At 57.1% G+C, this 26,502-nt stretch carries 26 protein-coding genes and 2 pseudogenes; 9 read left to right on the forward strand and 19 right to left on the reverse strand.

Annotated features, from left to right (window positions below):
- Positions 1 to 598: 598 nt before the first annotated feature.
- The 3 genes and pseudogenes from N2600_RS26180 to N2600_RS26190 all read right to left on the reverse strand — a co-directional run.
- Positions 599 to 762, reverse strand: a pseudogene (locus N2600_RS26180) (OmpA family protein); the annotation flags it as partial.
- Between the two features lie 3 nt (positions 763 to 765).
- Positions 766 to 2,283 (reverse strand): DUF1254 domain-containing protein, encoded by a 1,518-nt coding sequence (locus N2600_RS26185; protein ID WP_260299348.1) that lies wholly within the window; start codon positions 2,281 to 2,283, stop codon positions 766 to 768.
- Between the two features lie 63 nt (positions 2,284 to 2,346).
- Positions 2,347 to 3,777, reverse strand: coding sequence for a DUF1254 domain-containing protein (locus N2600_RS26190; RefSeq protein ID WP_260299488.1), 1,431 nt, complete (start codon positions 3,775 to 3,777; stop codon positions 2,347 to 2,349).
- Positions 3,778 to 3,955: 178 nt separating this feature from the next.
- Here N2600_RS26190 and N2600_RS26195 point away from each other — a divergent pair.
- Positions 3,956 to 4,519: pseudogene (locus tag N2600_RS26195) on the forward strand (hypothetical protein); the annotation flags it as partial.
- Between the two features lie 133 nt (positions 4,520 to 4,652).
- Here N2600_RS26195 and N2600_RS26200 read toward each other — a convergent pair.
- On the reverse strand, positions 4,653 to 4,919 hold the full coding sequence (locus N2600_RS26200) for a DUF982 domain-containing protein (RefSeq protein ID WP_260299349.1): 267 nt from the start codon (positions 4,917 to 4,919) through the stop codon (positions 4,653 to 4,655).
- A 237-nt stretch (positions 4,920 to 5,156) separates the two neighbouring features.
- Positions 5,157 to 5,882: a DUF2726 domain-containing protein gene (locus N2600_RS26205; protein WP_260299350.1), complete on the reverse strand. Its 726-nt coding sequence runs from the start codon at positions 5,880 to 5,882 to the stop codon at positions 5,157 to 5,159.
- 497 nt (positions 5,883 to 6,379) lie between these two features.
- Here N2600_RS26205 and N2600_RS26210 point away from each other — a divergent pair, with 497 nt between their 5' ends.
- Positions 6,380 to 7,054 carry a transcriptional regulator gene (locus N2600_RS26210; RefSeq protein ID WP_260299351.1) on the forward strand — a complete coding sequence of 225 codons (675 nt, stop codon included), beginning with the start codon at positions 6,380 to 6,382 and terminating at the stop codon, positions 7,052 to 7,054.
- Positions 7,055 to 7,180: 126 nt separating this feature from the next.
- Positions 7,181 to 7,747: a hypothetical protein gene (locus tag N2600_RS26215; RefSeq protein ID WP_260299352.1), complete on the forward strand. Its 567-nt coding sequence runs from the start codon at positions 7,181 to 7,183 to the stop codon at positions 7,745 to 7,747.
- A 239-nt stretch (positions 7,748 to 7,986) separates the two neighbouring features.
- Here N2600_RS26215 and N2600_RS26220 read toward each other — a convergent pair whose 3' ends face one another.
- Positions 7,987 to 9,168 (reverse strand): FAD-binding domain, encoded by a 1,182-nt coding sequence (locus tag N2600_RS26220; RefSeq protein WP_260299353.1) that lies wholly within the window; start codon positions 9,166 to 9,168, stop codon positions 7,987 to 7,989.
- Between the two features lie 256 nt (positions 9,169 to 9,424).
- Here N2600_RS26220 and N2600_RS26225 point away from each other — a divergent pair, with 256 nt between their 5' ends.
- Both N2600_RS26225 and N2600_RS26230 read left to right on the forward strand, forming a co-directional pair.
- A complete protein-coding gene (locus N2600_RS26225; protein ID WP_260299354.1) occupies positions 9,425 to 9,682 on the forward strand; it encodes a DUF982 domain-containing protein in 258 nt (85 codons plus the stop codon).
- 693 nt (positions 9,683 to 10,375) lie between these two features.
- Positions 10,376 to 10,855, forward strand: a complete 480-nt coding sequence (locus N2600_RS26230) for a hypothetical protein (protein ID WP_260299355.1) — start codon at positions 10,376 to 10,378, stop codon at positions 10,853 to 10,855.
- Between the two features lie 232 nt (positions 10,856 to 11,087).
- On the opposite strand, the gene N2600_RS26235 is transcribed toward N2600_RS26230, so the two are convergent.
- Positions 11,088 to 11,297: a VanZ family protein gene (locus tag N2600_RS26235; protein WP_260299356.1), complete on the reverse strand. Its 210-nt coding sequence runs from the start codon at positions 11,295 to 11,297 to the stop codon at positions 11,088 to 11,090.
- A 560-nt stretch (positions 11,298 to 11,857) separates the two neighbouring features.
- On the opposite strand from N2600_RS26235, the gene N2600_RS26240 reads away from it, so the two are divergent.
- Positions 11,858 to 12,346 carry an invasion associated locus B family protein gene (locus tag N2600_RS26240; protein WP_260299357.1) on the forward strand — a complete coding sequence of 163 codons (489 nt, stop codon included), beginning with the start codon at positions 11,858 to 11,860 and terminating at the stop codon, positions 12,344 to 12,346.
- A gap of 239 nt (positions 12,347 to 12,585) precedes the next feature.
- Here N2600_RS26240 and N2600_RS26245 read toward each other — a convergent pair whose 3' ends face one another.
- Positions 12,586 to 13,299: a glutaredoxin gene (locus tag N2600_RS26245; RefSeq protein ID WP_260299358.1), complete on the reverse strand. Its 714-nt coding sequence runs from the start codon at positions 13,297 to 13,299 to the stop codon at positions 12,586 to 12,588.
- A 234-nt stretch (positions 13,300 to 13,533) separates the two neighbouring features.
- Positions 13,534 to 13,662, reverse strand: a complete 129-nt coding sequence (locus N2600_RS26250; RefSeq protein ID WP_260299359.1) for a hypothetical protein — start codon at positions 13,660 to 13,662, stop codon at positions 13,534 to 13,536.
- A 90-nt stretch (positions 13,663 to 13,752) separates the two neighbouring features.
- On the opposite strand from N2600_RS26250, the gene N2600_RS26255 reads away from it, so the two are divergent.
- Complete coding sequence (locus tag N2600_RS26255) at positions 13,753 to 14,154, forward strand: response regulator (protein ID WP_260299360.1); 402 nt, start codon at positions 13,753 to 13,755, stop codon at positions 14,152 to 14,154.
- Positions 14,155 to 14,175: 21 nt separating this feature from the next.
- Positions 14,176 to 14,484, forward strand: a complete 309-nt coding sequence (locus N2600_RS26260) for a hypothetical protein (protein WP_260299361.1) — start codon at positions 14,176 to 14,178, stop codon at positions 14,482 to 14,484.
- 72 nt (positions 14,485 to 14,556) lie between these two features.
- On the opposite strand, the gene N2600_RS26265 is transcribed toward N2600_RS26260, so the two are convergent.
- The 6 genes from N2600_RS26265 to N2600_RS26290 form a co-directional block, all read right to left on the reverse strand.
- Positions 14,557 to 14,973, reverse strand: coding sequence for a hypothetical protein (locus tag N2600_RS26265; RefSeq protein WP_260299362.1), 417 nt, complete (start codon positions 14,971 to 14,973; stop codon positions 14,557 to 14,559).
- A gap of 87 nt (positions 14,974 to 15,060) precedes the next feature.
- On the reverse strand, positions 15,061 to 15,426 hold the full coding sequence (locus tag N2600_RS26270; protein WP_260299363.1) for a MarR family winged helix-turn-helix transcriptional regulator: 366 nt from the start codon (positions 15,424 to 15,426) through the stop codon (positions 15,061 to 15,063).
- A 573-nt stretch (positions 15,427 to 15,999) separates the two neighbouring features.
- Positions 16,000 to 17,343, reverse strand: coding sequence for a chloride channel protein (locus N2600_RS26275; RefSeq protein WP_260299364.1), 1,344 nt, complete (start codon positions 17,341 to 17,343; stop codon positions 16,000 to 16,002).
- A 582-nt stretch (positions 17,344 to 17,925) separates the two neighbouring features.
- The gene (locus N2600_RS26280) at positions 17,926 to 18,060 is read right to left on the reverse strand and encodes a hypothetical protein (RefSeq protein WP_260299365.1); all 135 of its coding nucleotides are present in this window, start codon (positions 18,058 to 18,060) and stop codon (positions 17,926 to 17,928) included.
- A gap of 385 nt (positions 18,061 to 18,445) precedes the next feature.
- Positions 18,446 to 18,736 (reverse strand): hypothetical protein, encoded by a 291-nt coding sequence (locus N2600_RS26285; RefSeq protein WP_260299366.1) that lies wholly within the window; start codon positions 18,734 to 18,736, stop codon positions 18,446 to 18,448.
- Between the two features lie 406 nt (positions 18,737 to 19,142).
- Positions 19,143 to 19,418 (reverse strand): hypothetical protein, encoded by a 276-nt coding sequence (locus N2600_RS26290; protein WP_260299367.1) that lies wholly within the window; start codon positions 19,416 to 19,418, stop codon positions 19,143 to 19,145.
- 523 nt (positions 19,419 to 19,941) lie between these two features.
- Here N2600_RS26290 and N2600_RS26295 point away from each other — a divergent pair.
- Positions 19,942 to 22,341: a membrane-bound PQQ-dependent dehydrogenase, glucose/quinate/shikimate family gene (locus N2600_RS26295; RefSeq protein ID WP_260299489.1), complete on the forward strand. Its 2,400-nt coding sequence runs from the start codon at positions 19,942 to 19,944 to the stop codon at positions 22,339 to 22,341.
- Positions 22,342 to 22,536: 195 nt separating this feature from the next.
- On the opposite strand, the gene N2600_RS26300 is transcribed toward N2600_RS26295, so the two are convergent.
- The 4 genes from N2600_RS26300 to N2600_RS26315 form a co-directional block, all read right to left on the reverse strand.
- The gene (locus N2600_RS26300) at positions 22,537 to 22,851 is read right to left on the reverse strand and encodes a hypothetical protein (protein ID WP_260299368.1); all 315 of its coding nucleotides are present in this window, start codon (positions 22,849 to 22,851) and stop codon (positions 22,537 to 22,539) included.
- 300 nt (positions 22,852 to 23,151) lie between these two features.
- Positions 23,152 to 24,264 carry an AI-2E family transporter gene (locus N2600_RS26305; RefSeq protein ID WP_260299369.1) on the reverse strand — a complete coding sequence of 371 codons (1,113 nt, stop codon included), beginning with the start codon at positions 24,262 to 24,264 and terminating at the stop codon, positions 23,152 to 23,154.
- A 90-nt stretch (positions 24,265 to 24,354) separates the two neighbouring features.
- Positions 24,355 to 24,846, reverse strand: coding sequence for a MarR family winged helix-turn-helix transcriptional regulator (locus N2600_RS26310; RefSeq protein ID WP_260299370.1), 492 nt, complete (start codon positions 24,844 to 24,846; stop codon positions 24,355 to 24,357).
- A gap of 1,010 nt (positions 24,847 to 25,856) precedes the next feature.
- Positions 25,857 to 26,351, reverse strand: coding sequence for an invasion associated locus B family protein (locus tag N2600_RS26315; RefSeq protein WP_130679677.1), 495 nt, complete (start codon positions 26,349 to 26,351; stop codon positions 25,857 to 25,859).
- Positions 26,352 to 26,502: the final 151 nt, after the last annotated feature.

Raw genomic sequence — 26,502 nt, forward strand, 5'->3', positions numbered from 1 at the left:
TTGGTGTGCGGACATAGGTTCGGCTGAAGTGTGGCGATGCGCTCGGCCCCTTCGAACACTAGTCTGGCCAACGCATTCGTTCGGGGTCATCGCGATAGGTTCATCCCGAGAACGAAACCCATAGGTTCGGCCGATGCCGGACAATAGTTGACAGCCCCGTATAATCGGTATTTCCTCTGCCCGCTAATATTGCGGCAAAAGGCGCGACCCTTGAGCACCAGGCAATGCGGGCGATCGCAGAGATAGTTTTTCGGGTCTGGTATTTTCTGGGCAAGAATGAGCGCCATTGCCGTGTCCCATGGTTCCGCGTTGGCTTCGGCAACTAAGGCGCCGACCATGATCGAAGCTCGTCTCGAGGACCTTGCTGACGTCGGTCAACAAATGCGACGCCCGCCTGCTCGCAAGAACGCGACAATGCAGTTGACGACGGCACAATCTCCCGAAGTGAATACACGTCCGACGCAGCATCATCAGTCGGTCAGGACCTGGAAGCGACCGCATCAGTCTTCAGGAGGAGAGTGAGCGCGAGAAGGTCCGTGAAGCCGAGCGACACCGCTTCTAAGCCTCTGCTTCCTCCCGTTTTTTCCACTGAGTGGCGTTATTTCAACAGTGCCAGATTGATCAGTTGCACACGTCGGTTGTCTTCCGACTTCGGCCGACCAGGGTCGATCGGCCATTCCTCGCCGGCTCCGACTGAAAAAAGGCGATCCGGCGAAACCGCAAAGTGGTCGACAGCGCTTCGTTGATCGCGTCGGCGCGTTTCCCCTATTGCACCAGTTCGATCTCACCCGGCTTCCAGGTCTTGTTGAACCACGGCTCCAACGGCCCGTAGAGGCGAAGGAGCATGAACCAGCCCTTGCCTGGGATCGTCTGCACCCAGTTGTTCTCCATTCCCGCCTGCGGTTTGGGTCCGAAGTAGACATCCGTCGAGCCATCCGCATTGACCCTGACGCCTTTGCTCTGGCTGCTGACGCTCGGGGCTTGCTGGTCGGTTTGGACCATCGAGCGGGTCTGGTTGTCGTAGACGATGACCGACCAGAAATCCTTGACCGGGATGTTGGGAGGCAGGCGCAGCTTATAGTCCTTGCCGCCATCGAAGGGATTGCCCTTCGCATCCTGCACCGACCAGGGATACTGCGAGCCCTGGCCCACCATCTTTTCCTCCATCGCCGGCGTCACCGCAATGGCAAAGTAATAAAAGAAGACGGCACCGTCCAAGTTGCTGACACCGGGCGCTGTCTCGAACTTGTAGCCGCCCAAAAACGGCAGGCGCCACGCACTATCCGGATAAAAATACGCATCCTTCGGGCGAATCTTGAAGGCGATCGTCCGTGCCGTCACGGCCCCGATGTTGGCGGCGTCGGCGAGGATCTTCTTCATCCGCTCGTCGGGTGCGAAGGGTTTGCCCTTTTCGATGCCGATCGAGGCGAACAGGCCCAAGGTGGTGGGATCGGAACCGCCCCCCGGCTCTTCCTGGATGACCTGGTTCAACAGGGTCCAGAACGAGTAGTCACCCGGTGAGACAAAGTTCGAAGGAATTCCAGAGGCATTGACGAATTTCATCGGCGGCGGGTTGGCGGCATCGGCCAGGGGATAGATCCGCAGGTTCTTCTTGACCGAATCGACCGCGGGTTGGGTGGAGCCGTCTACAAGGAAAGCGCGAAAGACGAAGTAGCTGCCAAAGGTGCTCGGCCGCAAAACGTGGTACCCGGCTGGTATGTCGCCCTTGAATCCAGGCGGCAACAGGAGGTACTTGCCGCCCTCGCCCTTGTCGGCCCCGGTGATGCCGATGTCGCCCACCCACTTGTACCAGAAGTCGTCGACCGTCCCGAGTACCTTGGGCGGAATCTCGGCCACCACCGGTCCCTTGCTCGTGTCGACCCACATGAAGTTGTAGATCGTGTTGTCGTTGCCAGTCAGCGCGACGGTCTTCGAATCCATCAGACTTTCCCAGATCACGTTGGTCTGGTTGTCTGGTCCGAACTTGCGCAGCGAGTCGCGCATGCCGGCCTGATTGACGATCGGGATTGCCAGCAGATAAGCCTGCAACGCACGCGAACGGTCCAGGTTGTCGTAGATTTTGTCGACCGTATCTTCCGATGGGTAGCCGTAATGGAGCTTCAGCGTCCCGATCGACGACTCGATCTTGTCCGGCACGGCGACGCCCGGTGCGATAGGCGTCGTCATCTTGTAGGACCGTGCGGCCGTCTCGGCGGAAGCGGTGCCCAGGCCCATCAACACCATCGCGGCGGTGGCGCAAATCAGTCGCGTCATGCGTATCATTGTTTTTCCCTCATCGACATCCGACACCAGGCCGGTCGAGATAATTCATGGTCTGTACTAATATTACGCCACATTGATACCGGGCGGCTGCCACGTCCCTTCGCCGGCCGGCAGTATCGAAGGCGCTTCGGTCTTCGGCCAGTACAGGCGCATCACCAGATAGATCGTGCCGTCCGGGGCCGGAAGCCAGTTGGCTTCCTTGTCCGCTCCGGGGCTGTCTTTCTGGATATAGAGGGTGAGCGAGCCGTCCTCGTTCTTCTTCATGCCCGGCAGCATCGGCGAGTTGATGAGATAGCGGTTGATCGGGTTCTTGATCAGTAGCTGGCTCTTGCCGTCATATATCGTCACCGACCAGAAGGAGTTCACCGGCGGGAGTTGCCCGGCCGGAAAGGTGAGAGTGTAGTTGTGCTTGCTGCCGTCGAGCGGCTCCCCGGTCGCATCCGTTCTGGTGAAAGGATACATGGCCTCTGCTGCATCGTTGCCATAGAGGCCTGCCTTCGCAGCTCCAGCCCGCAGCAACCAATCGCCGTTGTAGAAGGCTTCGTCGCCAAGAAGCGAGCTGACGTTCCAGCCGTTGATGGGTTTGTTTCCGCTGGCGAGCCATTTTTCGATCTTGTCGTCGCCTTGCTTCATGCCCACTAGAATTTCGGCCGTATGTTCGAGCGACAGATCCTTCAACTCGAAAGTCTTGCCCGGACCGATGCCGATCTTCGCCAGTTTCGCACGGATTTCCTTGTCCCTTGGCGTCTCGGGGACGTATTGCAGTGCCGCGTCGAGATATTGGAAGAAGTTGTCCTTGATTCCGGCAGTGGTGGCCGGCAGGAAATCGATCTTCGGCGCGGCCGGCAGGGCGGGTTGCTTCAGGAAAGCGGAAAGCGGCTGCGCCTTGTAGCCGGCCTGCACCTTTTCCACGTTCGGCATATCTTCGACGTTGATAAGCTGAGTCCGAAAATTGGCGAACACGAATGGGGTGGTCGAGGAAAAGACTTGGCTGATGCCGGCCGGTTTCTCGCCTTTCCAGTCGGGTCCGACAACCAGATAGGAACCCGGAACGTTGCCCGTAGCGCGGCTGCCGATATAGCCAAAGTTATAGGTGTTGCCGTCAATCAACTGCACCGAATAATAGCGCTCCTTCTCCACCGCCGACACGGAGATCACCATCGGCTCGGCGCGCAGATCCAGCCACAGAATGGAGTACGGCGTGTCGCTGTTCGGCGTGATGACCGCCGTATCTTCGTAGGTCGCCACGTGGTTGAGGTTGTCGATCTTATTGAACGGCGCCTTGAATTGGCTGGACTTCGGATCGACGGCGAACTCGTTCATGACCGCATAGTTCATCACCAGCGGCAGGCCGTAGATGAAGCCTTCCTCGGCGATGTTCTTGGCCTCGATGATGCCGGGGTAGCTCTGCGCCATCAGCCGGCTTGGCCTTGCAATCGCGGCGCCGACGGTGATCGCCGCGGCGGAGCGAAATAGATCCCGCTTCGTCAACATTTGCCGTACTCCTGTATTATTCGACGAGTTATCGAATCCCCTTCGGCAGCACTTCCGCCCTATTCGACCAAGGGTGCCTTCGACCGCGATCGTGGCCGAGCACTGTAAAAGCACAAGTATGTAACTGTAACATACCAGTATCGCGCCCGGCGGCGCGGACACGTCGCTCGGGTGATCAGGACCAGTACTCCACATATCTACCTGCAAAGATCTCGGAGACCGGCCGCAAGCTGCCCTTTATACGGCGGGGTTGACCGAGAAGCTTCTGACCGCCCTTCCTCGCTACAGGAAATCAGGGTTTTGGGTCGTGAGACATCGGAGTCTTTGCCCTCAGGCGTCGAGGCGTCCCAGGTGCGTGGCGAGCTGGGCGCCCGCTTCCTCCTTGCGGGCGGCGTTCGTGATTCGGGTGACCGCATTCGGGTGGACGTGCGGCAGTGCCTCGAAAGCGCCGTCGCCCGCTATCCATCCTTTGCCACTGCATGGGCGATGCTTTCCATCATCTATCTCGACGAGGACCGGTTCCGGTTCAACCCGAGCAACCAACGGGTCGGCTCCGATTGATCGCAGCCTGCAGGCGGCCCGTCGCGCTGTGCAACTGGATCCGGACAACACGCGCGCTCATCAGGCGCTGATGACGGCGTTGTTCTTCCATCAGGAGGTTTACGAAGCCCTCCACGTCGGCGAACAGGCACTGGCAACCAATCCAAACGATACCGAACTGCTTGGAGAGTTTGGTACGCAGCAATGCGCCTTCTTATTGGTCATCGTGGCAGTTGTTGCGTTAGCCCGAAGGCGGCCATAGCGTAGGTTTGACGTCGCTAGATCCATGCCCGACGCGCGGCTCAGCGTCTCCCACCGGTCGCTTCCTCCAGTTCTCATTGGTGAACGACAGATAACGTTGCGATGCCGGCCTCATCGGCCGCACGTAAAAACGCTTCCCTGAATTGCTCCGGAGCAATCTGACCGCTGATCGCATCCACGCAGGCCCTCACTGCGCCGACGTATTCCTCGCCATCATTGTAAGGCCAGTACTTGATCAGGATATACGCTGCGTCGCCGAGCGTGCGCACGACCTTATGGGCTGGCTGGTCGCGCAGGGCAAGTCTAATGGGTGTGAATGTCGACGATGTATTCCAGTTCATTGCCCTCGAACCCTCATGACACGGATGCTGGGATCCCAATTGGACTGTAAACGTGCATTCTAAAATTCTGAATTAAAAGATTAAAAGTTTGATCGCTCCGTGAGTGGCCGCAAACAGATTTCCACGAACTGCCTGAAATCGGAGCATTCCAGGTGTGCCTCAATTCCATCGAGGAAAGATGATTGTTTCTTCCTGTTGAAGAGGCTCGACCGTACATGCGTTCGTGATAAGATCGCTCTAGGTGACACTCGGCTTGTCCACCAGCTTCTCAACCAATCGTCTGAGGTCCGACGGTGTCGTTTGGCCGGCCACCACCTCGTAATAGCCGATCCCGGCGCGTCGCAGCGCCTCCTTTTTTACAGCGTCACGCGCGGCCGCGGTGCCTTGATGGTGCGCTCCACCCTGATATTCGATGACGTGCCGCGGTTGGCAATTGCCGTCCACGAGGAGCAAATCCACACGTTTGGAGTTGATGCAACTGTAGGCGTCCGTGTCGGTACTTCGGAGGATCTCGCCTAATGATACCTGAGCCATTACCTGCCAAGATGAATTGCATCCGATCACGACGCTGTCGAGTTCCCGAAACACCCGGGCTTCGCTCTTGTTCAGCAATGGTTGAATGGTAAAATTTGAACGCATCACGATACGCAGTTGATCTGTGGCGTCGACTGGTCGCAATGGTTCCGCAGCTCGCGTCTGAAGCCAGGATCCCGGTACGACACGCTCGTTCCTGCCCCGTTCCTCGCAGTGTGATCTGCTTCTCTCCCGCCACGCCCGTTTGCCCATCGAGCTTAGCAACTGCTCAACGGCCATGCCGATGACGATGCCGACAAACAGCGCGGCGACTAACAGTTCCGGCTTTTCGAAGTCTGCAATGGTGATACCGCTCGAAGCGCCTGCTGCCGCAGCTCCGATGATTAGCCAAGGTGCTGCAAACAGCACCGACCTTTCGCGATATTGCATGCGCCTCTCCGGATTTCCGGCAAAGATCGTACAACGCGTATACGATGCACGGAAAGTCATCCAAAAGAATGAGGTCGCGCACACGTGAAACTTCTTCCAGGCGATCGATTTCTTCACCCGAGGGGCCGATATTGGCTCCAGCGGCTATTCGACATCCGCTTCAGCCGGGATCTACCCCGCTGGCACGGTGAGAGCTTTAGCGTCAGTGCCAGGCTTGTTGCCACGGTGTTCACGTTCTGGGCGGAGAAGGTCGCATAATGGATCGTCGGGAACCTGTGAAACGTCTCGGGACGAACTGCTGGTGGCCGTTTCCGTTCGAGAGCGTTGAGCGTATAGATCGCCCTCAGCTCCCATTCGATTGGCCACAATTGTGCTCCCGGAATGGTGCGGTGGATCTGATATGAGCATGTCTATAGACTGGCAGTCCGCTAACCGTTATTGCGGGTATACCAGCATTTCACCAAACCATCCCGCAGATCCTCCAAGGCCCTCCTATATTGAAAAAAGTGCAACGCAGTTTTGCCGTCGAGTACAAAAGCGGCAGGCGAAAGCTTGATACCAGGTCGAACTCGATCTGGGGCAACATGGACCTAAAGTCCGTCGCTCGTGACCTGGAGGAAGAGGCATTGCCGTTTCTGTCGGGTAGCTCTCAGAGTGGCAAATCCAACAATGAGATGTCTTTACCGGAACCAGATCAAGCCGAGGCGTTGTTGACACCGCCTCTCGGGGCGTCAACAACAGCATCAGATACACAGGAGATGAGCATGGCCGACGAGACTGATACGGCAACCAGTGCCGATGCGCCGATCGTTGTTGAAACGCCTATTGCGCCGAAGAAACAGCGCAAACCCCGCGCCAAGAAAGCGGCGGCACTCGAGACCGCGTCAGCTGGCGCTATGGCAGAGCCAGCAGCTGCTCTGGCCGGTGCCGGTGGTGTGAAGAGGAGAGGGCGCAAGGCAAAGGTGATCGAAGCTGCGGCGAGCGCCAAACGCGCACCGGTGCGCCGTGCTCCAAACGCTGTGCAGACAGCGCCGGCCGCGCCGATGACGGCGATCGATGAGATGGCGGATCTCTTGCAGTTGGAAGAGGAAAATCAGCGGCTGCGCAAGCTTCTGGCTGAAAAGCTTCGCGCTGAAAATGCCGATCTGCGCAAACGGCTCAAGCTCGACTGATATAAGCAGCCGGTCAACCGCCGGCCGCTTTTCCATGCTCAAGAGATACAATTTGGTAACGGTGGATGCTGTTGCCGGAACTAAAACTTGCAGCCTGCTTGCGGGATAAAACGCGAGGTTGGATAGATGGCGTCTCCCTGGAAATTTCTTGCGCGACTGGTCTCACCGGGACGCGAACAAAAGCGAGAAAACGGCTCGACCGAGAAGGTTTCGCCGGAGGCGTTGCCTAGTTCTGGTTCGACTGAAACGCCTGCCGAGGACAGCCTGAATAGCGATGGTCGGCCGGCAGGCGAGGAGCTACCTCGTCACGGTCAACCCGGTGCAATTTCTCTCAAGCCTGTGCATTCCGAAGAAGCCGAAAACGACGTCCACGACAAGGTCGACGGCGAAGTCGCCGAAATCGTGGAGGTCGCTGATCCCGCTACATCCGGCGGTACCGGCATCGACGTCACCGCTGCACGTGAGGATGCTACGCAGATCAGGCGAACTGTCAAAGTCGCACCGCGCAAGCAAAGAAGTCGCGGCAAAGAAGCGGTGGCGATTTCGAACGGTTCCCAGGCTTCCCAGATCGTGCACGCTGCAGATGAAATGAACCTGGATGAAGAGATCAGGGTGCTCAGGGGTCAGCTGGCCGGAAAGCTGAAGCTGCAAAATGCGCGGTTAAGAAAACTGCTGGAGCGGTTTGAACGGTGAAAATGTTGCGGTGCTTTTGAGTCAAGGATCGACTACAAGCCTGTTGCAAGTGAACAATCTCAGATTTGAATAAGGTGTCGCCGGTTCGATTCTGTTCAAGAGCATAAGATCATCGCCGGCGCTTGATCAGCACTGTTAGGTGGGCGGCTAGGTGGCTACGCGCCTTCGCAGAGTAATGAGCGTAGAGCCGATGAGGACATGCGGGAAAAGTCTCTTAGGCCAGCACTCATGGTCGGCTACTAGCCGCGATCGTAGCGCGGGAGATCCAAATTGCTTCGTAATAGGCGGCCCAACAGAAAGTCTCCCACGACAGGAAAGCCGAAAAGAGAACTAATTATATTGCGCACGGTGATTCCGAATGTGGATTTCGGAACGAAGGATGAAGCAAAGCGTCTCGCGGCGCGCTGCCTATCCTGTAAGAATGGCATCATCCGCGTCTGATAATTCGCAAGACCGGCCAGCGGATTATTTTGGGCGCGCGCGAGCTCGCCCGCAAGCACAAACGCCTCGCTCATCGCCAGGCCCGAACCTTCGCCTGCTAACAGCGACACGCATGCTGCCGCGTCGCCGACAAGAGCCGTGCGGCCCTTGGTCCAACTGGGCATTTGGATCTGGCTGACGCGATCGAAATACATCTCCTCAGTATCGTCCATGCGCTTCAATATCTGCGGGCACTCCCACCCAGCATCGCTGAAGGCATCCCGCAGAGCCTTTTTGCGCCCGACGTGCGTCAGCGGTATGTCGCTATTTGGGTCCTTGTAGACAAGCAGGAAGAGCGTCCAACCATCCCCCATGGAAAATCGTGAGATTTGTCGGCCCGGTTCAGCATAGCTGACGTAGGTGCGTTCATCACGCAATGGATAGCCCTGCAGCTCAAAAGCTGCAGCCTTGTAGCCAAGATAAACCTCGAATTGATCCACCGGTCCAAATTGTAGCTCCCGGACACGTGAATGGAGGCCATCGGCGCCGACCACGAGATCGAAGGTTTCGTCGCCATGGCGATTGAAGCATACACGCACACCGGCAGAGCCTTCATCGATCATCGCGATGCTGTCATCGAAGATCGTTTCGACCTTCCCGTCTAGCGCTGCATAAATGACTGCCGCCAGATCACTTCGCTTCAAACTAACAAAACGTCCACCGAGCTTCCTTCGTATTGCGTCAGTGGAAAATGCACTACACTGCTGTCCTTCGCTGCCGACGAAACGCACTTGCTCGACGTCGTATCCGAGCTCGTGAAGACGTGGCCGAAGTCCCATCATCGATGCCACATCGTATCCCGCTCCCCAAAAGTCAACGACATAACCTCCGGACCTCAGCCGCGGAGCTTGCTCGACCAGCACGGGCTCATGACCGTAATGACGAAGCCAATACGCCAATGTCGGTCCTGCGATGCCGGCTCCGTTGATCCCTACTTTCATCAGACGGTCACTCCCTTTCTGATCTCGCGCAGAGGGCGCGGTGCCAAGAGCCTTGACGTTTTTGGCCGCTCGAGCGCCGCTCCGGCACATCCCTGTTCAATTTCCCACAAATCCGGAGCCTTGACTTAGAATCTGCTCTGTATTGAGAGCATTTGACGCAGAATCGACAGCGTTCAGACTGTGAGCTGTTGAACGAGCATCTGCGCATCTTATGTATATATTTACAAAGCGCTCCTTGGAAACATGGAGGTTTGGAATGTACCCAGACAACCACACGCACGAGCTTCGATGGACCGCGCCCGTCGCGATACGCATCGGAAGGCGCTCATCCGAATTCATTCACGGTCCTGCAGAGGCGATTGACTATCTGGAACACAGGTGGCCGGTTCTCGACGGGCCCTACCTCGACGCTGCAAGACACCGTTGTGTCGAGGCTATGAACAGTTTAACCCACATCGAAGTGGCCAGAGAGGCCTTTATATCTGCGGCGGCAGAAGCTAAAGTTTTAACCTAGCGTCGCATGTGTACAGCACTTATGCTTGTCAGCCATGATTGTGCTTGGCTTGCAAAAAAGTCGATGTCGGTAAGACGCACTTCCCGTCTCGATGGCTCATGTATCATCTATACTTGCTCTTCGTGGAAAGCGAGCATTGCGTCGACTGATGCTCCCGGTGCTCCATTATTGAATCGAGATTGGTGGCGCCGCGGTAGCGAGGGAGTAGCCGACGTGCTTCACCATGGGTTCGGATGCCTCGACGGCGGCGGGGTCAGTCACGAGGAAGAGCGAGTTCACCCTTCTTGGCCTCGTTACTGTCCTGGTGGATAAAAACGAGTGTGATCGAATCAGCGACTCAATGAGGTACGCGTTGCGCCTATCGCCATGTAGACGGATTTAGGTGCGGTGCGCGTGCAGCAGCCCGAATGCGGTCAGAGCTCTGTCACTTTGACTTATCTGCAAGGCGAGCGGCAGACGGTTCTCACGGAATACCTGAAACATGAGTGTTATCGGAAGCGCGATAAGTCCGGGAGTGCTGCACACCAACGGATGTAGCGCAATGACAGGCCAACGGCCGAAATGGCGCCGCTAATTGCTCCTGCGCCGCCGAAAGCAGCCAAAGCACGCCACCATCCGTCCCTTTGCCCGCCGTAACCCGGGCGGTAGTGCTGATAACTGCGATGCCCGCATACAGCCGAGACGATCGCGATCGTGATACTGCACCTGTTCAATCTGGCGCGATATCCGGGGCAAGGGAGCCATCAAAATCCCATCAGTGCCAGGGTAAGTCGCATCGGTGTTACCCCCGTAGCTGGCATTGTGGCGCCCACTATCGCGCCGGCTCTCGTCATTTCGAGCGTCACATATTTGCATCGCGCCAAATGTGCCGATATCATGACAGTGGAAGGGGCCAATACCATGTCGTTACTCATTTTGTTGACAACAGGAACAATCGCGTTTGCCGAGCCCGCCAGTCCGTCGCCAGTGCTTTTGGCAGAGGCACAGGCGCAGGTGGTTGATTGTACCGATGCTGCCGATCAGATTCTGATGAAAACGGAGGGACGCCTGCTGTCGATACGTCCCAATGCCGATCGGTGCACTGTGATTGTCTTGATCACCAGGGAGGGCGAACGACCCCAAAAGAAGATCTTTCGGGTCTCGCCTGTGACCGATCGGAGTGAGCCGCATTAGATGTCGGCGTTCGCACCGATTTTCCTCGGGAAGAACGGATGTGAGATCGAATAGACTTGAGAAGAATTGCTTTTGGACGGCCTCGCGGTGGTGTCACTTTCGATCGTGCTTGGCTTCTTCGTTTTGCTTTGCGAAACTAAGCCCCGGTAATGTTCCCCGTTAGAACATTGAAAGACGAAACGGACACAACGCCCTGAGGAGGAGCGGAGGCGTTGCTCGAAGCTCGTGGCGGTCAGTGACGTTCGAAAGAAATAAATGGCACGATGAGGGCGCCAATCAGGACGCCGGTCAGAGCGCCAAATGCCTTCAGCAGTACGTCGTTGATTTTTGGATGGCGCATCCGTGAAATGAGCTGTGAGAACTCTGGGCTACTCGATCGCAAGACGTACAGATTGGCTATAGGAGGTTCCGCGTGCGAGACGATTTCGTAATCGCCGATCATCTCGTGTTAAATCCCTCCCCAGCAAGGCCAGAGCAGTAGTGAGACGACCGTCACTCCGCTTGAGGAGGCGGGCCGAATAGTACGCGTCCGAATCTAACTCGCTGCGAACATGACATGTACTCCTTCAGGAGAGACATCTATCAAAATCGTGCCGATAGCCCTTTCGGCGCGACAAGGGGTTGAACCGCCGCGCCGGAATGAATTATATCACATCGTGATATTACTAAATCCCGAGCTCGACCTTCACCATGCCCGATGTTCCCAAACCCAACTCCTTGCTTTTCAGACGAAGTGCTTGCCGACCTTCTGGGCCTCACGACGAGAGACTTCAGCGAAATCGCACGCCAAAGCTCGTCACGGTTTCGTCCACCGCGCCTGTCTGCAAAGACGCGCCGGCTTCATGGTCACCTGCCAGCTTGGAACCGGGTCTGGGAAGGCCTCGTCATAAAGGGGGCTATCATCTTCGATGAGGTCATGTTCCTGCGCGGGAAACGCCGCGTCAAACCGACGGTAGGATCGAGCCGCGAGCGTTGATTTCGACACTTCAAGAAGGGAAAAAAATGAAGAAGCTTGCCAGCCTTATTATCGCTGCATCGATGCCATTGACCGCCCATGCCGCGGCCAGGATGATGTCTCAAAGCGGCGATTGGGGCGTCTATTCCTTTTCGAGAAACGGATCTCGGGTTTGCTACGCGCTTTCGGTCCCGAAGGAATCTGCTCCGGCAAATGTGGACCATGGAAAGAACTATTTCCTCATCGCGCCGGCGGAGAAAGGGGGCGGCAATGAACCTGAAGCCATCCTCGGATACGCGTTGAAGAGTGGTTCGACGGTAGAGGCTTCGATCGGAGAGCGGACATTCAAGATGTTCGTGAAGGGCAACAGCGCCTGGGTCTCCGACGCCGCACTCGAACCGGAATTCGTCAATACACTTCGGTCTGGCAGCCAGATGACGCTGCACGCGACGTCGGCGCGAGGCACTCATACAAGCTATACCTATTCACTGACAGGCGTGACGGCGGCGCTGGAGCGCGTTGCCCACTGCAAGTGAGGGCGATCAGCCAATTCCAAACGGAGCTCTCTGCTCGGGTGTCGCAAGTTCCTTCAGGCGATGCTTGGGAGTCCTCCCACGGGCTGAAAGGAGCAGATCCAATTCCTGCTTCGAGTTGCCAAACCGCTGTATAAGCCGCTCCGCCTCGTGCCGGCCGATGCCATAGCAGCGCCGTAGACTTCGAACGTCGTAGAAGGATTCGTCTTGTTCGGGCGGCATTTCAAAACCTTTCATCGTTGTCACAGCGCCACGGCTTTCGTGATCATCCACAATGCCATCGCCACCATCATAAGGTTTTCCGTAAGCGAGACGACGCCGAGCGGCACGTTGCTGTCGCCGCCAACGCAGGCGCACTTCAGTTCGCGCTTCTCAATGTAGACCGCTTGGTAAACAGACCAAGACCCCACGGCGCCGATAAAGAATGCGATCGGGGCAGAAAGCCAGACGAGTGCGCCGGCAACCATCAGCACGCCCGCGAGCGCCTCGCCGAAAGGATAGAGATAGGCGTAGCGGACCCAGCGCCGCGCGAGCAGATCATAGCCAAGGAACATATTGGAGAAGCTCTCGAGGTCTCGAAGTTTTAGAATGGCGAGCACGCACATGCTAAAAGCGATGAACCATTCGAAGACCCGGACGGTCATTATCGAGCCTGATGCCCAATTGGCGGCGACGGACATCAGCGCGGTCGTGAAGAACACTGTCAAGATTGGCCTATAGGACGTCGCCTGCGGGTCTCTGACGTCCTTGCCCAAAAACCGCCGCAGATCGTCGTTGCCGCCGATGCGGGCATCGTTGATGAATGTCTGCGGCGTGGTCTCGACCCCATGTTCTTTCTGAAAGGAATTCGTCTCTTCGCGCGTCCTCAGCCAATGGTCCTCGACCTCGTAGCCTTCGCGTTTCAACAGATCGAGGGACTTCAGCCCAAACGGGCAGATATGATCCTTCATCACCATGCGAGTGACTCCTTCGCAGGAGTAATGAGCGCCGCGCGCATCTGTTCCGATTCAAGCAGAAAATGTCACGTGATGATGTATTGGAGGGTCAGAGCTGCAAGAAGACGTAAACCACTCCGCCCCATATCGCCGCGACGAACAGTACGACGGCTGCTAGAAAGAGCTTGCCCTCAAGTGACATCATTGAGCTCCGACGCCGCAGTCATGGTTGAATTCGCCACGCTGCGCCGGAAATCAGTTCACCGCCTGTAGCTGTAGAGCCTGCGAGACCTCGGAAGGCGTCTCTCCGGGGATGGAAGCTATGGCGAACATGACCGCGACATAGCAGGCAAACACAGCGGAGAGGAAGGCGGTCTTGGTCATTGGCTCGCTCCTTATATCATGTGGTGACATTCTTTAACTGTTCGCCCATATTGTCAATCCTGAATGCAGCATGAACAAAAAGGCGGGCACATGGTTGGGGAGAAAATTCTGATCGTCGAAGACGACGTGCTGATCGCGGCTGATCTGGAGGATATTGTAACGACACTTGGCTATGAGATATCGGGGATAGCCGACAGCTTTGAGACAGCGCAGCAGCTCGCACCCTTCAGCACGATTGCTCTGGTGGACGTCAACCTGAGGGACGGAGCGACCGGTCCGCGGATCGGGCAATATCTTGCGAGCGATTTCGGCGTCGCGGTCGTCATGGTCACGGGAAGCCCCGAACTGATTGAAACCGATCTTTTAAAGGTTATCGGCCTGATATCGAAACCCGCCCACCCGAACTTGATCCGGGACGTTCTCGAATATCTGAGGACAATCCGCGAAGGCGAACGAGGCGTTCCGCCAGGAGGAATGCGGCTCTTCTTCTGAACGGGCTGGGGAGGGGACGAGATGATCGATAGACGCGCCGAACTCGGTCTCTGGATACCGCGGCTGGAAACCATTCTGATCAGTCGGGGAGTGTTGAGCGACGACGGCGAGCTCGTGGCCCAGGTCGGATCACGGTTTCCCAAGGATGTTGAAGACGCGCTGGACGGATTCATCGAGAACCCGATCGAGCTGATGGGCCTTCTGAAAATATGTCGGGACGCATGCGACGGCAGACCGTTGTCGCCTGCGGTGCTGATGGCCGCTCACCTCATGACAAGAGAGGTTCTGCAGGCACTGGAGGCTGCTGGCGCGATCGATTTCAAACATTAAAAATGGCCCGCCCGAAATCATTTCGGACGGGCCTCGCGAGGACCGGATAACTGATCACTTCCGGTCTGAACTCTAGCTGTCGGTGACTGCAGCGTCTCCTCCCGATTGCGGCAGTTCCTTCATCTTCACGAGCTGGTCGGCGCAGGCGTCCGCCGCGTTCGTGACAGTACCGTCGATCCCCGCGATCTTCGCCCAGCCTCCTTCGGTGATGAAGTCATCACGCTGCCATGACGATTTCGCCTGCAGCGTTTTTAAGTTCGCCTGCGCGTCACTCGCCGTCACGAAGTTATGGACGCAAATGCCAGCAACCAGATCCGCCTTTGCGTTACGGACGGCAATGTCGGTCATCACCCTGGCCCTTCCCGACGTCGTCCATCCTCCCCAGGTGAAGCCAAGCGCCATCGTCAATGCCGAGGCGCCGACGATAGACCAGGCCCAAAGGGTCTTGGACGGTCGGTAGTTGGACCAGCCAGCTTCGACACTTTGCATAACTGTTCTCCTCCGTTATATCACGCCATGATACAATAATGTGTTCGGAGGTCAAGCACGTGCCGATCAAGAAATGGTGAGTGACAGTCAGGCCAGTTCCGTCACCTGGCGTAGCCTGGACAAGGATTCAGCCAGCAACGGCTCGTGCGCAAGCATCGCTTCGACATGAACCTTCGCTAGGGACGCAAGCGTCCGCTCGCCGTTTGCGGTCAGGCCTATCAGCACGCTGCGCTTGTCGTCTTCCGCAGGTATCCGCTCGGCGAGACCTGCCGAGCACATCCGATCCACGAGCTGGACGGCACTGTTGTGGTGCATGAGCATCTGTTCGGCGAGATCGCGGAGCCTGATCTGCCAGCCTGGCGCCGTGCGCACTACTAGGAGAGCCTGATACTGCTGCGAGGTCACACCGGCCTCAGCAAGGGCCGCTTCGCTGAAGGACAGGAAGCGCCTCATGGCTAGCCGGAATCCCGCCAGCCCTTCGTAGACGTCGTCAGTCGGGCCAGAAGTCCGGCGTCCCGATCGAGGCATGCGAATAGTCCTTCTCAAATGTCATGATATGAACGGCGGAGCACGCTGGAAGAAAGGTCCCGAGCTGAGCCGATACGTTAGGTATTGGATAGCACAGGCATCGACGAATAGCTCACTCGCCATATTCACCCGATGTTGCTAAAAAGACTGTGTTAATTTCGTGACTGCGCGAGAAAATTCTATCATCGTTCGCCTGGGTCTGGAGCCCCGCCACCTGAGACAGATCAACCGAATGACGCCTTCAAAGGAACAGCGGCTGGCGGTGGAATACTGAACCTCGTACTGCCGAAGCAGAAGAGTGGTGGATTGTGGATTCGAGCGTTCTGGTGGTAGATCGGGCATGGCCTTGGGGCGCGAGACGCAGGACTGGTCAGGCCTTGCGTCGTCGACCCCACCGGTGGACGGATCGAGCGCAGCCCATCAGGCGTTTTTGGCGCCGGAAGCACACCTGGCCAGCCACAGAACTGCGCAGGATCGATGTGCGTGTGTCAAAGCACGCTACTGCGATTCCCTTTCGACAGCACGCCGCGCTCGGATAGCCGCGGCGATAAAGACGCGTGAGAGGCCGTGGTAGAGCGGCTCGCGCGAAAGAATGCGCGAAGTCACGTAGCCGATCATCGAAACGGCCATGATCGGAATGACCGCCTGGTGGTCGCCGGTCATTTCAAGGATGATGACGAAGGCCGTCATCGGCGCCTGCACGACGCCTGCGAAATAGCCTGCCATCCCGAGGATGGCCGCCAACGCGATGCTGGTGCCGAGCAGCGATCCGACCGTGCTGCCGAAACCGGCGCCGACCGCAAGCGATGGCGCAAAGATGCCGCCCGGAATGCCTGAGATCATCGACAGGAAGCTGGCGGCGAGTTTTTCGAGGAAGAAGAGCAGCGGAAGGGCGTTGCCTTCGATTGCGCTTCTCGCCTGCTCGTAGCCGGTGCCAAACGTCGTACCGCCAGCTGCGACGCCGATCACTGCGATCGCCAGCCCGCAAACACCGGCAAGCGCCAGCATGCGCTTCAGTGGCTGCGGTTGTGCCCAGCGGCGGATGCGCTGACCAAAATGCAGCGCAAAGCCGCTGAAAGCCGCCCCAAGAGCGCCGCCGCCGATGCCGCAGATCAGAACAAGTCCCCAGTCGCGAAACTCCGTCGGAGCCGCCGAGGCCATGCCAAAATAGTTGTAGCTGCCCGAAAGCCCGAGTGCCGCGAGGCCGGAGAGAATGACGGCGGTCAGCACCAGCCCGTTGGCGCGCGATTCATATGTCCGGCTCATCTCCTCGATGGCGAAGACAATGCCAGCCAGCGGCGTGTTGAATGCCGCCGCGATGCCTGCGGCAGAGCCCGCCAGGATCAGCCCGCGAGCCTGTGCCATCCCTCCAAAGCGAGCGACGGCCAGCATGATCGACGCACCGACCTGCACCGTCGGGCCTTCGCGGCCGATCGAGGCACCGGAAAACAGCCCGAGCACCGTGAGCACGATCTTGCCGAAGGCGATCTTCAGCGACAGCAGCGGCGTCCGGTCTTCGTCGTGTCTCAAATGTCTGGCGGCGATCGCCTGCGGGATACCGCTACCACCAGAATTTGGAAACAGCGTCGCCGCCAGATAGGCCGACAGCATAAATCCGGCCGGCGTCAGCACCAGCGGCAGCAGAAAAGCCCATTCGCCGGAAGAGGTGAGAGACCCAAAGCCCTTCTGCGCCAGATCCGCAAGCTTTGCGAACCCGACGCTGATCACCCCGATCGCCAATGCACCGCACCAGAAGACCAGCCTCGGCCGCCACAGGGAAAAGGAACCCCAGAGAACACGGGAGCGGCGAAGAAGCTTGGAATAGCGATAGGGAATGGGCATGATGGACTCAATACATGACGCAGATCAGGAACTCTTCTAATGCCAAATGCGCGGGAAGATCACCCCCTCATTTCCGAACATGTCGGATGTGGGTATGCCAAAGCGCGGAGAGTGTCATGTCCAACGCATTCGGGATAGGGTTGCCGTCCCTCGGGCGGGACGACGTCACCATGGTTCAAAGCCTGGTGAGGGAACACTGCCGGACGAATGCAATAAAACCGGACAGAAAAGAAGCGCATGACGTCGCGCGCGAACTGCGCAAATGGTTCAGGCCGGTGCGACCGACCGCAACCGTCTGCGCAAGCTCGTTGCTTCCCCGGACTGATACTGTCCTGACACCCTGCGCCGCCCGGGTTTCGAGGCTGGTCGCCTCCGTGCCGAGCCCGTCAGCACGAGGCCACGCAACCCACGGCGAGCGAAGCTAAAAAAGGATTCCGATTTTCTGTGAACTTGAGACGATGTCACTCGGAAGGCGGGCGCCGATGAAAGGCTCATCGTGGATCCCGATGTCGCTGCAGCATGGATATGGATCTGTCGAAAATCACAGTTTTACTGAACCGGGGCGATGTCCTGCCGACAACATCAGTGCTCGGCGCTGGAGACAAAGGTCACATCATCATGGTGATTGAGCGTCGACAGCCCGACAAAAACGATGGCCGACCAGATCAAAACACAGATCGAATAGGCGAACAAAAGGATTTTCAACCGTTTACTCATGGCAATTCTCCTCCCTATTGAAGTAGCGTTTGAAGATTCTGGTTCAATCGTCTCGGGTGTCGCTCTCGCCGAGTTAAAGGTGGTGGAATGAAGATCGAGACGAAGGCGGAGCAAGATACGGGAGGTTGACGAGGCTAAGAGCCTTGAGGAGCTCGTAGTTCTATATGGCAGAAGACCATGCACGAGCGGTTATGAAGACAGGCGCAATACTCGCGGCCGAACCGGCGAGGAGCAGCCTGTGCGCCTGCGGAATGTCGCTGCCCTGCGAGTTGGCGAAGAGCGCTTTTCGGTATGATGCGTCGAAAAGGGCCTGCCCGAAATCATTCCGGACAGGCCCGCTCCAGCACGACATCTCACCAAGTCGAGCCGAACATTTAGCTATCCGTCACGGGGCATTCGGCGAAGCAATATCCTTCATGTCAACCATCCGATGTGCATAGGTCTCCGCGGCGTTTGGAACCGTGTCAAATGGCGGCGATCGTTGTCCACCGCCGTCTTGAATAAGTTCAACCCGTTCCCTCGACGGGCAGAATTCCCGGCGATCGACCAGATCCAGAGCGTCTTGGAAGGTCGGTGGGCCCAGCCGTTGAGTCCTACACAGCTGTTCTCCTTGTTTCAATTGCATCATGGAATGATATAATAATTCACCCGAAACACAAGCCTGATCTGCTTTCATCGAAGGCGACCCAAATGCTCACCCTTGTTCCATCCGGGTCTCTGGGATTGGCCGGCCACGCCTTTGTATAGTTGGCAGAAACAGAAATTCGCCTACGCTCCCTCTGGTGGTTCCCACGGAATGACGGCTCCCAGGCGCGACGGCCACAAGTGACCGTTGTCGCGGACTCCAATGGGGCGTGCATCTCGTTGACGGAACAAAAGGGCGCGGTAGATCGCAGCTTCCAACGCTTGCTCGCACGGCTCTGGCACCCGCCCGTATGGAGTGAGGACGCCAGTCGTCCGGTCGCGATCGCCTCCTACACAGATAACGTGGCCTGGATATTTCGCGGCAGACACGTCGGAAACCAAATCAAATCGATACGCCGTCATTCTCTTTGTCCTGTCTAATGGTGTGGCAGTCACTATTAGAGCGGTTCCGTCACCAGATCGGTCGGCTGGATCGGCGGGACAGGCTGATCATTTTGGAGCGACAACGTGGCCTTAAGCTCCTCTATCGTGCCGCCATTAGCGCGCAACTCGATCATCCGTATCACAGCCGCCTTGGTCGTCGCATCGGCGTGATTATATCCATGTCTCTTGCACCATTTATCAAGCAACACGCTAAGGGCAACGAGCTCACCAGGGTCCATTGCCGATCTCTTTCGTTTAAGGAACTCGAGCACCGCTTTTCTCCGCTGCATGAGGGCATCCGCATTATGGAAGATGGGACCCAACGCTCACAACAATATCATGTCATGATATTATTCATCTAGATCGAATTGTGTCAATTATGAATATAGGATGAACAGACGCATAATCTGCGTCCGCAGCCGCAAATGAAAATTTCAGCCAGCAAGATAATGACTTAGCCCAGGCGGCGTCGCCGGAGAAGCACTTCAAAAAACCGTGATTGCTCTGCTCCAACGTCAAATTTGGATTCGAGAGAATTCCGAAGATTGTGGCGGGCTTGGCCACCTACGAGAAGGCTTTGGCTATGGCTGGCGATCTCCCGAACTCATGGGTTTGACCGCCTTTTCGACCGTCGGTTTGATCTGTCGGCGTTGAAGTTCCCGAAAGAAGTTCAATTAAAGTGGGAACACGTTGCCGTGAATTCCGGCCGCGACGCTTGCCGATGCCCTTTGGTCATCTATGTCACGTGATGATATAATGGGCATCCGCCTCGATGCGGCGGACATCAGTTCCAGCGCAGAGGAGTTCAAGCTTATGTTGCAATTCCGCTACTCCATGGGTCGCGGCAGCATTTTCGTGTTTGTCATCGCTCTCATCATTCTTCTGATAGGCTTAGTGCTTGCTGCGGGTGGCGCGTGGCTGGCGACGCTTGGGGGGAGCTGGTACTATGTGCTCAGCGGCCTCGGCTTGATCGCGACCGGCATTTTGCTTGCCGCGCACAGGCGCAGCAGCGTCTGGGTTTATGCACTCATCGTACTGGCAACGGTCGCATGGGCCTTTAACGAGGCCGGTTTGAATGGCTGGGCACTCGTTCCCCGCATTGTCGCGCCTCTCGTGCTTCTTGCCGTCCTGCTCCTGACATTGCCATATTTGCGCCCGGTCAGCAGCTGGCGTGCTGCGGTTCTCCTTCTTGCCGGATTGATCATGATCGCGGTCATGGGAGCTGCGGGAATTGCCTTGCTTGCGCCTCGTCAAGGCGCGAATCCTGTTACCGAGATGGCGGCTCGGCAGATGCCTGATCCCTCTCCTCTCCAGCCAGGAGCCGACTGGCCAGCTTACGGCGGCAGCTACAGTGCACGGCGCTACTCGCCGCTGGGGCAGATCATGCCGGCCAATGTCGGGCAGCTCAAGCGCGCTTGGATCGTTCATACCGGCGATTTGCCGAGTGAGCGCGCGAAGGGGACTTATGGGGCGGAAACTACCCCACTGAAAGTGGGAGATTCGCTTTATCTCTGCACGCCAAAGAACATCATCATCTCACTTGACCCCAGGACCGGAAAGGAGAACTGGCGCCACAATCCCGGAGTTCCCGACGAAAACATTCCCTATACGGCGGCTTGCCGCGGCCTCGCCTATTATAGCGTTCCAGGCGTGAACTCCGCACAGCTCTGCGCAAACCGCCTCCTTGAAGGGACTCTCGACGCGCGCTTGATCGCCATCGATGCCAATTCCGGACAACCTTGCCCCAACTTCGGCCGAGCAGGCACCGTCGATACCACGACCGGCATTGGTGAACACGATCCGGGCATGTTCTCCATAACCTCTGCGCCGACTATCGTGCGAGGAATTGTCGTGGTCGGCCATCAAGTGCTGGACGGGCAGAAGCGCGATGCGCCCTCGGGTGTCATTCAAGGCTATGACGCGGTTTCCGGCGAGCTTCGGTGGGCATGGGACATGGCGCGGCCTGACATCACCGTCCTGCCGCCAGAGCATGAAACTTATACGCGCGGCACTCCCAACATGTGGACGACGGCGTCAGCCGATGAGCAGCTCGGTCTGGTCTATTTGCCGCTCGGCGTGTCGGCCGTCGACTATTGGAGCGGCAGCCGTTCGCCGGCTGAAAAAGAGTTCGCGACCTCACTCGTGGCCCTTGACGTCACGACAGGAAAACCGGTGTGGCATTTCCAGACAGTTCACAATGACGTATGGGACTATGATCTCGGATCGCAGGCGACGTTGGTCGATTATCCGGCCGATCAGGGGCCTGTCCCTGCACTTGTCTTGCCGAGCAAGCGCGGCGACATTTTTGTGCTTGACCGCCGCACCGGCAAGCCGCTGACGCCGGTTGAGGAGCGCCCGGTGCCAAGCGGCGGTGTTGAGCCTGAACAACGCGCGCCGACCCAGCCTTTCTCTACCTTCCACACGTTGCGCAAACCCGACCTGACTGAGGCGATGATGTGGGGCATGTCGCCGATCGACCAGATGATCTGCCGCATTCAGTTCCGTCGGGCGAGCTACCAAGGTTTTTTCACGCCACCCACGAGCAACCGTCACAGCATTGAATATCCCGGCTATAATGGCGGCTCCGACTGGGGCGGGGTCGCAATGGATCCGCGCCTCGGCGTGTTGATCGCCAACTACAACGACATGCCGAATTACAACCGACTGGTTCCAAGGGCGGAGGCCGACAAGCTCGGCTGGGCGCCCCGCAATCAGGCACGCGGCAAGATTGGTGGTGCCGAAGGCGCCGGCGACCCACAAGCGGGCGCTCCTTATGCCATCGACGTCAATGCCGGATGGCGGCTGCCGTTCACAGGGCTTCTGTGCAAGCAGCCACCTTACGGCGGCATCCGTGCGATCGATTTGAAAACCGGAAAGACGCTTTGGGATCGTCCATTGGGACAAGCCCGCACAAATGGTCCCTTCGGCATTCCATCCATGCTGCCAATCACGATCGGGACACCCAACAATGGCGGGTCCGTTGTAACGGCTGGTGGATTGGTTTTCATCGCCGCAAGCACCGACAATCTGATCAGGGCCATTGACATCAAGACAGGGAGGACCCTCTGGACTGATCGTCTCCCAGCCGGAGGTCAGGCAACGCCAATGACCTACTCCGTCGATGGCAAGCAGTACGTCGTCATCATGGCTGGCGGTCATCATTTCATGGAGACCCCGGTAGGAGATACTCTCATCGCCTATGCGTTGCCTTAGGATCGGGTCAGGTCGGCCAGGTGGCAGTCATCAAGAGATTAGCGCAACCCAAAACCGCTGGCACTCTTGGATCCTGCTCTGGGCATGCTTGGACTTCCTCCGAATTTCTGCGATTGCAACCCACGCAGCGAACGCCCGGGGATGATTATGTTGCCTTCGGCCTGCGAACGGCCGCAACCACAGCCGGCGACGGCATCACTTGCCGGTTGTCCCGCTATCGTGGGATCTGTTCGACGGAAGATCGCCAGGCTTTATCACCGGCATAGTCCCGGTCGAAGGCGCCGGGGTAACGATCTCGTCGCCGATCTTCGGCGGCTTTAAGACGCCATTACAGTCGTCCAACTGGCCACTCAGGTTTTTCGCTCCCTCCGTGTCGGGCTTGACCCTGCAGTCTTTCGCGACCTCGTTGGTCTGCGCCATTGCCGAGCCAGACATGCCAAGGACCGAGAGCGCCAACACGAATCCGCAGAGCGACCCTGCCGACTTCGCAAAAATACACGTCGATTGCATTGTTGCCTCCTTCTAGCTTGTAAGAGCAAAGGCGGTTGTGGCCAGCTTGTTCCATGTGCGTTCCCGGCGTTATTGCAAAGGATGTGCGATCGTCGGCCTTGGTCGATGCTACGGGTTGCGGATCCGGCAAGAAAATGTGCGTCTGCAGCGACTGGAATTCCAACGGCTGCGAAAGCGGTCCCCAAGTTCAAAATTTCGTGAGGCTGAATCAGTGTTAATTCCCGCCGCTATTCTTTGCAGCGGAGTTGGACAAATAGCACCTGGATATCCACCCCAGCCATGCTTGCGCTCCGAGCGCGTTTATCGGTCATTCCTTGCGGACAACAAGTTGCCAAGGCCGCGCAGGCTTTCGACGTGCTCACAAAAAACGCTAACCGTGACTAGGAGCGGTACCGCCACCAGCATGCCGACAATGGACCACAGCCAAGCCCAGAAAGAAATTGCTACGAAAACCACCACCGTATTCAACCGCAGTCGCCTGCCGATAAAGTAGGGTGTTATGATCTGGCCTTCGATCGTCATGACCAAGAGATAAAGCGATGCGATCGCGACCGCAAACCCAACGCCGCTCGACGAAATCAGGGCGACGGCGCAGGCGGCCGTCATGCTTACCAGAGGTCCAAGATAAGGAACGAAATTGCATATGAACGCGAGCACTCCAAACAGCAACGGGTTAGGCATCCCGCTCAGCCAAAGGAGAGCCGCGATAACGCCACCGAGACACACATTGATCGTCGTGATGGTCAACAGGTAACGCGAAAGTTTACGCTCGATATCGTGCGAAATCTCGACGGCCCGGTTTTTGTCTTGCACCGTTGGCAAGATTTCAACCAGTCTCTCGTGAAGAATGTCTCCCGACGCCAGAAGAAACAACAACAAAACCAGCGTAAATAGCGTCTGCGCAATCAGCGCCGGAACGAAAAGCGCAGCGCTGGTGATCAGTCCGTTTCCACGCAGCTCGACCTGCTGAACATTTGCGGCATGGCTCCTCAAAAAGTCTGTCAGTCGTCTGCTGGCCTCGAACAGTCCTGATAGCGCCTGCGACATCCCTGCAAGCTTTTCCTGAATGGCTTGCTCTATCCTGGGCAAACTTTCGACATAGCCGCTCACCGGCACGATGATTGCACCTAGAATGATGGCAAGCGCCGCTATCAGCGCCCCGACGATGATCAGGGATGTGGCAACCGACGGCACACCCCTTTCATCGAGAAAGCGTCTGATCGGGCTAAAAACCAGGGCAAGCAGAAAGGAGAGCACGATCGGGACGAGGAATTCTCTGGCAAAGCTGAGAAAAAGTATGGATGCATAGATGAAGAGGGCAATGGCTGTCCATCGCGGAAGCACCGTCCCAAATGCGGACATAGCCTTCGCCTCGTTCTCCGGTGTTCGTTCGCCATGACGAAGATGGTCCAACGGATTGGTCCTCCACTCGCAACGTCAAACCCGGAACGGCGTGACCTCAAGAAGAGTTCCTCGATCTAGATCGCCATTGCGGCCCTTGAACTAAACAAGTCCCGAGCCAAGCTCCGCAAGTCGACCGAGACGCGCCAGCGATTCGACCAGAAGGGGTTCGTTGGCGAGCATCCCGTGCATATGGACCTTTGCCAAGGAGGTAAGAAGTTCGTCTCCAGCGGACGTCAGGGCGATCAGCACACTGCGTTTATCTTCCGACGACGGGACGCGCACTACCAGTCCCGCGGCTGCTAGTCTGTCTGCAAGCTGAACCGCGCCGTGATGCTGCAGGAGCAAGATGTCGGCAAGCTCACGGACCATCATCTGGCCAGAGGCGCTAGCCTTTATCGCCAGCATTGCTTGGTATTGCTGGGAGGTCACATCCCATTGCGAAAGCAGCGCTTCGCTAAAAGCCAGGAAGCGGCGCATGGCAAGCCTAATGCCGGCAAGGCTTTCGAAAACTCCTTGTGGAAGTTGGGAGCCCTCGTCGGTAACCGCGACACTCCTGATTGCTGACATGTTCAAATCCTCTGTTTTCATCATAACATGATATATCTCGTCTCGTCTACAAAGGAGGAGGTTCGCGAGCGCTTAGCGGGGGTCGTATTGCAATGCGCTCGCGACCACTGCGGATCTTTGCCAATAAAAAGCGGCATCTGTTGGACAACTGATTGTGAATGTAATGCCTTCTGCAACCGACAAAGTCTCACAATCGCTCGGCGCCAGCCCAGTCAAATGAGAGCGTCTGCTTTGCTGGCGCAATCGTACCGCGAGACTATTGCGACCACAGGCCAATCCGCGCGATCGAAATCGGCGTCCTTAAGGGCTTTTATTCAAGTCTTTCGACGGCCTTTATTTCTCCCTGATTTCTTGGCGCGCTTCATTCGCCAGCGATACCCGGGAGTGGGCTCCTAAATTGAACCCATTTAATTCGAGTTGCAAAAACTCGATCTCCCCGGCATATCTTTGAGCAACGGGCGATTGGGGGACGGCACTTGATGGACGATATCTCGGGCTTGAGAAACAGGTCTCGGCTACTCAACCGAAGCTTCAAAATACTCCTATTTTCCTTGTGTGCCACTTTGGCGGTTTGCTGCTTGCTTGTGTCGATGATGCGCCATTTCGGCCCGTTGGCGGTGGCGAGTCATATCTTAAACGAAAGGCAAATAGTGACATTGGTCGAGGAGTAGTGGCCCCGCATTCTCCTCTGCTTGCTGCAGACCTCCTCAGAGGGAATGCCGGGTCAGGCCGACTCCGAACGCTGCTTCAAAAAATACGATATATTGGTCTCGCAGCAGAGGAATGGTTTGTTTCGCTTGGCCCGCCGGCTCCCCTGACAACGAGACGTCCTGCGAACGACGATGAAGCGAATGCCACGCAACCACTGATACGCTGTAAAAGCTCACCACTGTATGCAAAAGCTGCAAGCGGCGGCGGCATGCCAGTCGCCGACGCCGCACTTGGCAGGGATGGCCTTCGTCCGCAACGCCCCGTAATCGCAATCAAACAACACCTGACTGGTCTGGCCGTAGCATGGGAGCATAGCAACTAGCTCACTGACATTTGGCGATACGCTTCAATGCTGCGGTGACGCCGCTGAGAGAAAAGCTGTATCGCGTTGCCGTCCCACGCTTGGACGTTGCACTCAAAACCATGTCACTGCCTGCTCGCATCGCATCGACCAGTTCCGGCTCGCGAGTTTCATTTTGCATCCAGGCGCGATTTCCCCTGCTGAACAGCCAAAAGGTTTTATCTCCGATGTCGAGTTTGATCCTTGAATCGTCTTTCAATTGGTAGCCCATTTGTGCCTGCGGCTCATATTTGATCAGAGGATCAGGGCCGGGACCGACAATGAAATAATTTTTGCCGTGATCCACATTGGGGGGCTCCGACGTCACCGGCGTGGTCAAAATGTAGCAGAGGGTCTTTGTGCCGTCTCGATATGAGTAGGCGCCCCAGTCGCCGAATTGCTTGAGCATAACCGGCTGAGCATTGGCTGTACCCGTCGTTAAATGGGTGAGAATAAGGGCGAACATCAATCGCTTCATTAGGTTAAATTCCCCGATGACAATGTTGAGAGGTGCTGGCCTTTCATCGGCCGGCGGCATATCCGAACATTCAAAAAGCTCGAGGTTACCGATATCTTAATGAAAGCTGTTTTTCTGAGCCAATCACAGCGACCTTGCTAGCGCAGCATTA

Origin of the sequence: Rhizobium sp. WSM1274, assembly GCF_025200775.1 — a bacterium.
Classification (GTDB): Bacteria; Pseudomonadota; Alphaproteobacteria; order Rhizobiales; family Rhizobiaceae; genus Rhizobium; species Rhizobium leguminosarum_I.